We start from the raw sequence: 11,433 nt of genomic DNA on the forward strand, positions 1-11,433 counted from the left end.
TTCACATGCGGCGTGGCATTGCGGCCACCGCGCTGATCGCGACCCTGGCCCTCACGACCTCGGCGTGCGGAGGGGGTGACGACGGCGGGAACGGCGCCGACGGTGACAAGGAGCTCTCGGGAACCGTCACCTTCTGGGACACCTCCAACGAGGCCGAGAAGGCGACCTACCAGGCCCTCGCCGAAGGCTTCGAGAAGGAACACCCGAAGGTCGACGTCAAATACGTCAGCGTCCCCTTCGGCGAAGCGAACGCCAAGTTCAAGAACGCGGCCGGCGGCAACTCCGGCGCCCCGGACGTGATGCGCACGGAGGTGGCCTGGGTCGCGGACTTTGCCAGCATCGGCTACCTCGCCCCGCTCGACGGCACGGCGGCCCTCGACGACGAGGCGGACTACCTCCCGCAGGCCGCGGCCAGCACCAGGTACGAGGGGAAGACCTACGCGGTGCCGCAGGTGATCGACACCCTGGCGCTCTTCTACAACAAGCAGTTACTGAAGAAGGCCGGCGTCCCGGCACCGGCGTCCATCGCCGAGTTGAAGAAGGCCGCCGCGAAGATCACCGCGACGACCGGTGCGACCGGGCTCTACCTGCGCGGCGACGACCCGTACTGGTTCCTGCCCTATCTGTACGGCGAGGGCGGCGACCTGGTCGACGAGAAGAACAAGACCGTCACGGTCGACGACGAGGCCGGGACGAAGGCCTACCAGGTCCTCAAGGACCTGGTGGACAGCAAGGCGGCCATCACGGACGCCTCCGACGGCTGGAACAACATGGAGAACGCCTTCAAGTCGGGCAAGGTCGCCATGATGCTCAACGGCCCGTGGGCCATCGAGGACGTACGGGCGGGCGCCCAGTTCAAGAACCCCGACAACCTGGGAGTCGCACCCGTTCCGGCCGGCAGTGCCCGGCAGGGTTCGCCCCAGGGCGGATGGAACCTCTCGGTGTACGCGGGCTCGAAGAACCTCAACGCCTCCTACGCCTTCGTGAAGTACATGAGCTCCGCCACGGTGCAGCAGCAGACCACCGAGAAGCTGAGCCTGCTCCCCACCCGCGCCTCCGTCTACAAGGTCCCGGCGGTGGCGGACAACCAGATGGTGAAGTTCTTCAAGCCCGCCGTCGACAAGGCCGTCGAACGCCCGTGGATCGCCCAGGGCAACGCCCTCTTCGAACCGATCCGCCTCCAGATGGCCAACGTGCTGTCCGGCAAGACCGACCCGGACAAGGCGGCCGCGAACACCGGCGACGCCTACCGCAAGCTGCTCGAGGACTACAAGTAGGCCGCGGGAGGGCTGACCGACCCATGGCTGTCGAGACCAGCCAGTCGGCGCCGAGGGCCGCAGGCGCACCGAGCGCCCGCGACCGAGGCCGCCGCACTGACCACAAGAGGCCCTCGGGGCGGCTGCGCAGAGCCCTGACCACTCACTGGTACGCCTGGAGCATGGTCGCCCCCGTGGTGGCCGTGATCGGCGTGATCATCGGATACCCCCTGGCACGCGGCGTCTGGCTGTCCTTCACGGACGCCGACGAGGCGAACGTCGAGCGCACCATCGGCGTCAACCACATCCCCGCCACCTACGACTACGTCGGTCTCGCCAACTACAAGGCGATCCTCCAGGACGGTGTCTTCTGGGACCGGCTGGGCTGGACGATGGTGTGGACCGTCAGCTGCGTCGCGCTGTCCTTCACCCTCGGCCTGGTGCTGGCCGTCATGCTCAACCGCACCTTCAAAGGCCGCTCCCTGTACCGCACGGCACTGATCCTGCCCTGGGCGGTGCCGGCGTTCATCTCCGTCTTCACCTGGCGCCTGCTGTTCAACGAACGCAGCGGCCTGTTCAACAAACTGCTCGCCGACGGCGGTATCGAGCAGATCTCCTGGCTGAACGACCCGACCTGGGCCAAGGTCTCCGTCATCACCGTGAACGTCTGGCTGGGCGTGCCGTTCATGCTCATCGCCCTCCTCGGCGGCCTGCAGTCCATCCCGGGTGAGCTCTACGAGGCGGCCGAGATGGACGGGGCGAGCCCCTGGCAGCGTTTCCGCCACATCACGGTGCCCGGCCTGCGGTCCGTGTCGAGCACGGTCGTCCTGCTCAGCGCCATCTGGACCTTCAACATGTTCCCGGTCATCTTCCTGCTCACCCGGGGCGGCCCGGGAGACGCCACCGAGATCCTGGTGACGTACGCCTACCGCATGTCCTTCGTCATCAGCCCTCGGGACTACGCGGCGTCCGCCGCCTGGGGCGTGCTGATCCTGCTGCTCCTCGCACTCTTCGCGACGGCCTACCGCCGCTCGCTGCGCACGCAGGGAGACACCTGGTGACCGACACGAGAACCCGCCCGTCCGAACCCGCCGGCACCCGGTCCACGGTGTCCTCGCGCAAGCGTGGCGACCGCGGCCCGCTGGCCTCCCTCGGACTGCATCTGACGCTGCTGACCGCCTCCGTGGTCGCCGTCTTCCCGCCGCTGTGGCTGCTGGTCACCTCCTTCAAGCCCAAGACGGACGCGTTCGACACCTCTCTGGTGAAGGACTTCACGCTCGGCAACTACCGCCACGTGGTGAGCGACACGGACTTCCTGTCCTGGCTGCAGAACTCACTGATCGTCGTCGGCCTGACCACGGTGATCGGCGTCTTCATCTCCGCCACCACCGGATACGCGGTGAGCCGCTTCCGCTTCCCCGGCATGCGCGCCCTCATGTGGATGCTCCTGCTCACCCAGATGTTCCCGGTCGCGGTGCTCATCGTGCCGCTCTACAACCTGCTCGCCGACCTCGGGCTGCTCAACCAGCCGGGCGGACTCGTCGTCACCTATCTCACCGTCGCGGTGCCGTTCTGCGCCTGGATGATGAAGGGGTACTTCGACGGCATCCCGGTCGAGATCGACGAAGCCGGCCGCGTCGACGGACTCAACCCGTTCGGGACGTTCTGGCGCCTGGTGCTGCCCCTGGCCAAGCCGGGGCTCGCCGTCACCGCCTTCTACACCTTCATCACCGGCTGGGCCGAAGTGGCCTACGCCTCCGCCTTCATGACCGGCGAGGAGAACCTCACGCTCGCCGGTGGCCTCCAGACGTTCGTCAACCAGTACACGAGTGACTGGGGTTCGCTGACCGCGGCCGCCGTGATCATCGCGGTCCCCGCCGCGATCGTCTTCGGGCTCGTCCAGCGACACCTCGTCTCGGGTCTGACCGCGGGCGCCACCAAGTCCTGACCGTCCCCCCACTGCAGGCAGGGAAGACATGACCCAGTACCTCGCTGAACCCAGCACCGAAACCGAACCCTCGAGCCCGGCCGAGCGGCCGGGCTGGTGGCGGGACGCCGTGATCTACCAGGTCTACCCGCGCAGCTTCGCCGACAGCGACGGCGACGGCGTCGGCGACCTCCAGGGCATCCGCTCCCGGCTGCCGTATCTGCGGGACCTGGGCGTCGACGCCGTCTGGCTCAGCCCCTTCTACGCCTCACCCCAGGCCGACGGCGGCTACGACGTCGCCGACTACCGGGCCGTCGACCCCGTGTTCGGCACGCTGCTCGACGCGGACGAACTGATCCGCGAGGCGCACGGCCTGGGACTGCGCGTGATCGTCGACGTGGTCCCCAACCACTGCTCGGACCAGCACGACTGGTTCCAGCGCGCTCTGCGCGAGGGCCCCGGGTCCCCGCTGCGCGACCGCTTCCACTTCAGGCCGGGACGCGGTCCCGCCGGGCAGGACCCTCCCAACGACTGGGAGTCCATCTTCGGCGGCCCCGCCTGGACGCGCACCGAGAACCCGGACGGCTCACCGGGGGAGTGGTATCTCCACCTCTTCGCGCCCCAGCAGCCCGACTTCAACTGGGAGAGCCCCGCCGTGCGGGACGAGTTCCGGTCCGTGCTGCGGTACTGGCTCGACATGGGCATCGACGGCTTCCGGATCGATGTCGCCCACGGGCTGGTCAAAGCCGCCGGACTGCCCGACATGGGCCGAGCCGGTCAGCTGCACCTGCTGGGCACCCAGGCGCTGCCCTTCTTCGACCAGGACGGTGTGCACGAGATCTACCGCTCGTGGCGCGGCATCCTCGACGAGTACCCGGGCGAGCGCATCGGCGTCGCCGAGGCGTGGACGCCGAGTGCGCAACGCACGGCGAACTACCTGCGGGCCGACGAGCTGCACCAGGCGTTCAACTTCCACTACCTGGGCGCCGGCTGGGACGCCGACGCGCTGCGCCGGGCCGTCGACGAGTGTCTCGACGCCATGCGTCCGGTCGGCGCGCCCAGCACCTGGGTGCTGTCCAACCACGACGTCGTCCGGCATGCCACGCGACTCGCCGCGGACGGCCCCGAGCAGGGGTTGCGTCGGGCTCGCGCGGCAGCGCTGCTGATGCTGGCCCTGCCCGGGTCCGCCTACCTCTACCAGGGCGAGGAGCTCGGCCTGCCGGAGGTGACCGATCTGCCGGACGAAGTGCGACAGGACCCCTCGTTCTTCCGTGACAACGGACAGGACGGACTGCGCGACGGATGCCGGGTGCCGATCCCGTGGGAGGGCACCGAGGCGCCGTACGGCTTCGGCCCCGTCGCGGGAGGGCCGAGCTGGCTGCCGCAGCCTGACAGCTGGCGGGACCTGTCGGTCGAGGCCCAGTCGGGGGATCCCGAGTCGACACTGGAGCTCTACCGCAGTGCGCTGGCACTGCGCCGGGAGCACCCCGCGCTCGGCGCCGGCGACCGTGTCGAGTGGCTTCAGGCCCCGGACGGTGTGCTCGCCTTCCGGCGCACCGCGCGGGGCCCCGGTGACGGACGGGCGCACGGTGAACTGGTCTGCGCCGTCAACCTGACCGGCGCACCGGTGCGGTGGACCGTTCCCGGGCGGCCGCTGCTCAGCAGCGGCGGGTCGCTGCCCCCGGGCGAGGCGGCCGAGCTTCCCGCGGAGACCACCGTCTGGTGGGCGGTGTGACCCTCTTCTTGGCGCGGGGCGCCGAGAGCAGCGCCCCGCGGCTCACCGACATCGCCGCCCAGGCCGGGGTCAGCGAGGCCACGGCGAGCCGGGTGCTCAACGGGAAACCCGGCGTGGCCCCCGCCACCCGGCGGCGGGTGGTGGCCGCACTCGACGTGCTCGGCTACGACCGGCCCGTACGCCTGAACCAGCGCAGCGCCGGCCTGGTCGGGCTGGTCATCCCGGAGCTGACGAACCCGATCTTCCCCGCGTTCGCCCAGGTCATCGAGCAGGTGCTGGCCGGGCACGGGTACACGCCCGTGCTGTGTACGCAGATGCCCGGCGGATCCACCGAGGACGAACTGGTGGAGCAGTTGGAGGACCGTGGCGTCACGGGCATCGTCTTCCTGTCCGGGCTGCACGCGGATACGACGGCCGACCCCGCCAGATATCACAAGCTGGCCTCGCGCCGCGTGCCGTTCGTCCTGGTGAACGGCTACAACGAGCACATCAAGGCGTGCTTCGTCTCGTCCGACGACCGGTCAGCTGTGCGGATGGCGGTGCGTCATCTGGCCGATCTGGGCCATGAGCGGGTCGGGCTCGCCGTCGGGCCCACCCGATTCGTGCCGTCACGGCGGAAGACCGAGGAGTTCGCCCCGGCCGTGCACTCGCTCTGCGGGACACCGCCGGACGAGGCCGAGCAGAGTGTGGAGCGCACCCTGTTCACGGTCGAGGGAGGCCACGCGGCCGGAGCGGCGCTGCTGGACAGAGGGTGTACGGGCATCGTCTGCGGCAGTGATCTGATGGCCCTCGGGGTGATCCGCGCGGTGCGCGAGCGCGGCCTGGAGGTCCCGCGTGACGTCTCGGTCATCGGTTTCGACGACTCACCGTTGATCGCGTTCACGGATCCCCCGCTCACCACCGTGCGTCAGCCGGTACAGGCGATGGCGACCGCCGCGGTGGGCGCGCTGCTGGAGGAGATCGGAGGAAGTCCGGTGCAGCGCGCGGAGTTCGTCTTCCAGCCGGAGCTGGTCGTCCGCGGTTCCACGGCTCGGCGGCAGGGATGACCGCCCGGGTACGGGGGAGAGGCTCCGCAGCCGGCCCTGGTCGGGGCAGCGGGGCGGCGTGAAGGCTGCGGAGCCTCGGTTGGAGATCCAGTCCGGCGGGCCGGGCGCGTGGACCCGTGCGGGTCTCCGATCCGCCGGACCGGACGGTGATTGAACGTAACACCTCTGAAACGCTTACGAAAGAGCTTCCAGTCGTTCAACTACTGCTCCAGACAGTGTGTTTGACGTCTGAGACGGAAAAACCAGGGCGTCTCGACAGGAGGGTTGACCGATGAACCAGAGGCTCGTACGGTCTCGACCGCAAGTGCTTGCTGCTTCGTTTCAGCAAGAACTCTCAAAGGCCTGTCGAGCACGGCGCGTTGCTGCGTGAGGCCTCTCATCCGCATCAGGTGGATCAGGAGGAACGATGGTCAAGAAGACCGTGACCGCTGCACTCGCCCTCGTGGCGGGAGCCGCTGTGGTCGTCACGGCGCCCGCGACCGCGCAGGCGGACCCGCCCGGCGACAAGGACGTCACCGCCGTGATGTTCGAGTGGAACTTCGCCTCGGTGGCGAAAGCCTGCACGGACGAACTCGGGCCGGACGGCTATGGGTACGTCCAGGTCTCCCCGCCGAACGAGCACGCCCCGGGCTCCCAGTGGTGGACCGCCTATCAGCCCGTCAGCTACAAGATCGCCACGAAACTGGGCGACCGCACCGCCTACAAGAACATGATCGACACCTGCCACGCCGCCGGCGTCAAGGTCGTGGCCGACACGGTGATCAACCACATGGCCAACAGCGCGGGCACGGGCACCGGGGGCTCGAGCTACAGCAAGTACGACTACCCCGGCACGTACTCGGCGTCCGACATGGACGACTGCAAGACGGACATCAACAACTACGCGGACCGCTGGAACGTCCAGCACTGCGAGTTGGCGAGCCTGCCCGACCTGGACACCGGCGAGGAGTACGTCCGCAAGACCATCGCCGGGTACCTGAACGACCTGCTGTCCCTCGGTACGGACGGTTTCCGCGTCGACGCGGCCAAGCACATCGCGGCCGACGACCTCGCCAACATCAAGAGCCGCCTCAGCAACCCGAACGTCTACATGAAGATGGAGACCATCGGAGCCTCCGGCGAGGCCGTGCAGCCGAGCGAGTACACCGGTGTCGGCGACGTCCAGGAGTTCGCCTACGGCAGGGACCTGAAGCGCATCTTCTCCGGCGAGAAGCTCGCGTACCTGAAGAACTTCGGCGAGGCCTGGGGGTACGTCGCCGGCAGCAAGGCCGCCACCTTCGTCGCCAACCACGACACCGAGCGCAACGGCTCGACGCTGAGCTACAAGGACGGCGCGAACTACACGCTCGCCGAAGTCTTCAGCCTGGCGTGGCCCTACGGCTCGCCGGACGTCCATTCCGGCTACGAGTTCAGCGACAAGGACGCCGGCGGCCCCAACAACGGCCAGGTCGACGCCTGTTACACCGGCGGGTGGAAGTGCCAGCACGCCTGGCGTGAGATCGCGAGCATGGTCAAGTTCCGCAACACCGCGGGCAGCGCGGCCGTGACCAACTGGTGGGACAACGGCAGCAACGCCATCGCCTTCGGCCGCGGCAACAAGGCCTACGTGGCGATCAACCACGAGTCCTCGTCACTGTCCAGCACCTTCCAGACGTCGCTGCCCGACGGCACCTACTGCGACGTCCAGAGCGACAAGTCCGTCACGGTGAACAGCTCCGGGCAGTTCACCGCGACCCTCGGCGCCAACACGGCACTCGCCCTGCACACCGGAGCCACGAGCTGCACCGACTCGGGTGAGAACCCCGGCGAGGACCCCGACGTCACCACCGGTGCCTCGTTCGGCGTCAACGCCACCACGGCCTGGGGCGAGAACATCTACGTCACTGGCAACAACTCCGCGCTCGGCAGCTGGAAGCCCGCCGACGCGCTCAAGCTCGACCCGGCGGCCTACCCCGCCTGGAAGCTCGACGTCGCCCTCCCGGCCGGCACCTCCTTCGAGTACAAGTACCTCCGCAAGGACGCCTCCGGCAACGTCACCTGGGAGAGCGGAAGCAACCGCACCGCCACCGTCCCGTCCAGCGGCAAGACAACGTTGAGCGACACCTGGCGCAGCTGAGCCAGAGACGTCCGGCGCGCTCGCGCCGGACCGTCGCTCCGTCTCGCCGACCGAAGGACCGCCCGGTTCGCCGTCCGACGGCGAACCGGGCGGCCCGCCTTGCCCGCGCCGGCGCTGTCGCACCCAAGGCGGATCGTCCCGTTCGACCGGTGAGGAGAAACGCCCCATGACCGGTTTACCGTCCCGGCGCAGAACCGCCCAGGCTTCGGCCGTCGCACTGTTCCTGTCGCTGCTGTCGGCCCTGCCGTCCACCACCCCGCCCGCGGACGCCGCGGCTCCACGGCCGCCGTCCGACACAGCGCTCGCCCGCACACCGGCGCGGCCCGCACCGTCCCGCGAGCAGTTCTACCTGCTGCTGCCGGACCGTTTCGCCAACGGCTCCACCGCCAACGACGAGGGCGGACTCGCCGGCAGCCGCTCGCAGACCGGCCACGACCCGACCGACAAGTACTTCTACCAAGGCGGTGACCTCAGGGGACTGACCCGGAAACTCGACTACATCAAGGGCCTGGGCACCACCGCGATCTGGATGGCCCCCGTCTTCAAGAACAAACCGGTGCAGACCACGGGCGGCAAGGAGTCCGCCAGCTACCACGGCTACGCCATCACCGACTTCACCCAGGTCGACCCGCACTTCGGCACCAACGCCGACCTGGCGGAACTGATCGACAAGGCTCACGCCAAGGGCATGAAGGTCTTCTTCGACGTCATCACCAACCACACCGCCGACACGATCGACTACGCGGAGAAGGAGTACGGCTACCGCTCCAAGGGCGCCTATCCCTACCTCGACACCGAGGGCCGTCCCTTCGACGACTCCACCGCCATGGGCGAGACCGACCGGGACAGCTCCCCGTACACACCGCTGAACCGCACCGGCGAGCACGACACCAAGGTCCCCGCGTGGCTCAATGACCCGGCCATGTACCACAACCGGGGCGACTCCACCTTCGCCGGCGAGAGCGCTCTGTACGGCGACTTCATCGGCAACGACGACCTGTGGACCGAGCGGCCCGAGGTCGTCGAGGGCATGCAGCGGATCTACGAGACCTGGGTCAGGGACTTCGACGTGGACGGCTTCCGCGTCGACACGGCGAAGAACGTCAACATGGCCTTCTGGACACAGTGGGCGACGGCGCTGGACGCCTACGCGGCCAGGCAGGGGAAACCCGATTTCTTCATCTTCGCCGAGGCGTTCTCCGCCGATCCGGTCGTCATGGCCCCCTATCTGACCGAGGGCCGGCTCGACTCCACCCTCGACTTCCCCCTCCAGGCCGTGGTCCGCAACTACGCCTCCCGCGGCGGCCCCACGAGCGACCTGGCCCACGTTCTGGCCCAGGACTACCGCTACACCACCGACAAGGCCGACGCGTACGGCGAGGTGACCTTCCTCGGCAGTCATGACATGGGCCGCATCGGGAGTTTCATCAGCCAGGACAACCCTGACGCGTCCGACGCCGAGCTGCTGCGCCGTGACCGGTTCGCGCACGAGCTGATGTTCCTGCCCCGGGGCAACCCGGTGATCTACGCCGGGGACGAGCAGGGCTTCACCGGTCCGTCAGGTGATGTGGACGCCCGGCAGACGATGTTCGCCTCCAAGGTGGCGGACTACCTGGACGACGACGAGATCGGCACGGACCGTACCCACGCGTCGGACGCGTACGACCCGACGCACCCGCTGTACAAGGCGATCGCCGCGTTGTCGAAGCTGACGATGCGGCATCCGGCGCTGCGTGACGGTGTGCAGGAGGAGCGGTACGCGGACGACGGGCAGGGCGTGTACGCGTTCTCGCGCACGGACTTGAAGCGGAAGGTGGAGTACGTCGTCGCGGTCAACAACGCGGACAAGGCGCGGAGCGTACAGGTGCCGACGTATTCGGCGGGCATGGACTTCCGCGGTGTGTACGGGTCGTCGGCGCGGGTGACCAGCGGTGGGGACAGGAAGGTGACGGTGGAGGTCCCGCCGCTGTCCGCGGTGGTGCTGAAGGCGGCGAAGCCGCTGTCGCCCCCCGCCGCCGAGCCGTCCGTGTCGGTGCGGCCGCCGGCCGCCGGTGCGACCGGTGACGTGGAGATCTCCGCGGCAGTGGAGGGCGGGCAGTTGAACCGGGTGGTGTTCGCCGCTCAGGTCGGCAACGGGCCCTGGAAGACGCTGGGTTCGGCCGACCACGCCCCCTACAAGGTGACCCAGCACCTGCCCGGCACGGTGCAGGCCGGGACGGCGCTGCGCTACAAGGCGGTCGTCGTCGACAGCTCCGGACGCACCGCGGGCGCCACCGCCACGACCACCGCCGGACAGCGCCCCGCCCCCGGGAAACCGACGGCGAAGCGGCACTACGCGGTCGTCCATCATCGGCGTGCGGACGGCGACTACGACGGTCTGATGCTGCGGACCGCCGACGGCACGACGGCCCCCTTCGCGGGCCGCGACGCCTACGGAGCTTTCGCCTGGACCACACCCGGCACCGGCGCCCGCACCATCGGCTTCACCGTCGAGAAGGACGGAGCCGCCGACGGCCCCGAGCGCGCCTTCGACTTCGCCGCGACGAGCGAGGTGTGGACCGAGCAGAACAGCGCGGCGGTCCGCGACGCGCGGCCCGAGGACGCCTATCCGCCCCAGGACACGGCCAAGGCCGTCCTGCACTACCACCGGCCCGACGGCGACTACGACGGCTGGGGCCTGCACACCTGGACGGGCTCCGCGAACCCGCCGGAGTGGAACGACCCCATCCCGCCGGTGCGCAGGGATTCCTACGGGCTGGTCTTCGAAGTGCCGCTGAAGGACAAGGCCGTCTCGCTCAGCTACATCCTGCACAAGAAGGAGGAGAAGGACGTCCCCGTCGACGAGGCCCTCGACTTCTCCCTGTACGGGCACGAGGTCTGGCGCGTAGCCGGAGACTCCACCTACCTGACGCCCTCTCCCGGCGGCGCCTTCGGCCTCGACCTCGGACGGTCGGAGGCCACCTGGATCGGCGACGACACCGTCGTATGGGCCGGTGAGGGTACCGGTGTCGCCAGCCAGCAACTCGTGTACGTGACCGAGGGCGACCTCACGATCGAGAACGGCGCACTGTCCGACGAGGGCCGGTGGCTGCGGCTCGTACCGAGCGAGCTGACCCAGGACCAGAAGGCCAGGTACCCGCAGTACGCGCGTAGCTCGGCGTTCCGTATCGACCCGCGGGACCGCGATCGCGTCGGCCAGGCACTCGAAGGCCGGCTGATCGCCACCCAACGGGCGGACAGCGGCGCTCTGCTGGGCGCCACCGGCGTGCGCATCGAAGTCACCCGACCGGAAGGATCCACCCAGTGACCGGTTCGTCCCCAGACCGAAGAAGCAGAAGAGGCCGACAGGTCCG

General features: G+C 69.1%; 6 protein-coding genes and 1 pseudogene. All 7 read left to right on the forward strand.

The window, feature by feature from the left end; all coding sequences use genetic code 11:
• Positions 1-5: 5 nt before the first annotated feature.
• Entirely contained in the window at positions 6-1,277 is a 1,272-nt protein-coding gene (locus OHU34_RS41480; RefSeq protein ID WP_142268362.1) for an extracellular solute-binding protein, read from the forward strand.
• 23 nt (positions 1,278-1,300) lie between these two features.
• Complete coding sequence (locus OHU34_RS41485) at positions 1,301-2,317, forward strand: carbohydrate ABC transporter permease (protein WP_230196105.1); 1,017 nt, start codon at positions 1,301-1,303, stop codon at positions 2,315-2,317.
• Positions 2,318-2,364: 47 nt separating this feature from the next.
• The gene (locus OHU34_RS41490) at positions 2,365-3,204 is read left to right on the forward strand and encodes a sugar ABC transporter permease (protein ID WP_230196141.1); all 840 of its coding nucleotides are present in this window, start codon (positions 2,365-2,367) and stop codon (positions 3,202-3,204) included.
• Between the two features lie 28 nt (positions 3,205-3,232).
• A complete protein-coding gene (locus tag OHU34_RS41495; RefSeq protein ID WP_405771565.1) occupies positions 3,233-4,918 on the forward strand; it encodes a glycoside hydrolase family 13 protein in 1,686 nt (561 codons plus the stop codon).
• The gene (locus OHU34_RS41500; RefSeq protein WP_142268359.1) at positions 4,906-5,964 is read left to right on the forward strand and encodes a LacI family DNA-binding transcriptional regulator; all 1,059 of its coding nucleotides are present in this window, start codon (positions 4,906-4,908) and stop codon (positions 5,962-5,964) included. The genes OHU34_RS41495 and OHU34_RS41500 overlap by 13 nt, the downstream gene beginning before the upstream one ends.
• Before the next feature lie 406 nt (positions 5,965-6,370).
• A complete protein-coding gene (locus OHU34_RS41505) occupies positions 6,371-8,080 on the forward strand; it encodes a carbohydrate-binding module family 20 domain-containing protein (RefSeq protein ID WP_405771568.1) in 1,710 nt (569 codons plus the stop codon).
• Positions 8,081-8,246: 166 nt separating this feature from the next.
• Positions 8,247-11,351, forward strand: a pseudogene (locus tag OHU34_RS41510) (alpha-amylase family glycosyl hydrolase); the annotation flags it as partial.
• Between the last annotated feature and the right edge of the window lie 82 nt (positions 11,352-11,433).

It is taken from the genome of Streptomyces sp. NBC_00080, from assembly GCF_045041255.1.
GTDB classification, from domain to species: Bacteria; Actinomycetota; Actinomycetes; order Streptomycetales; family Streptomycetaceae; genus Streptomyces; species Streptomyces coriariae.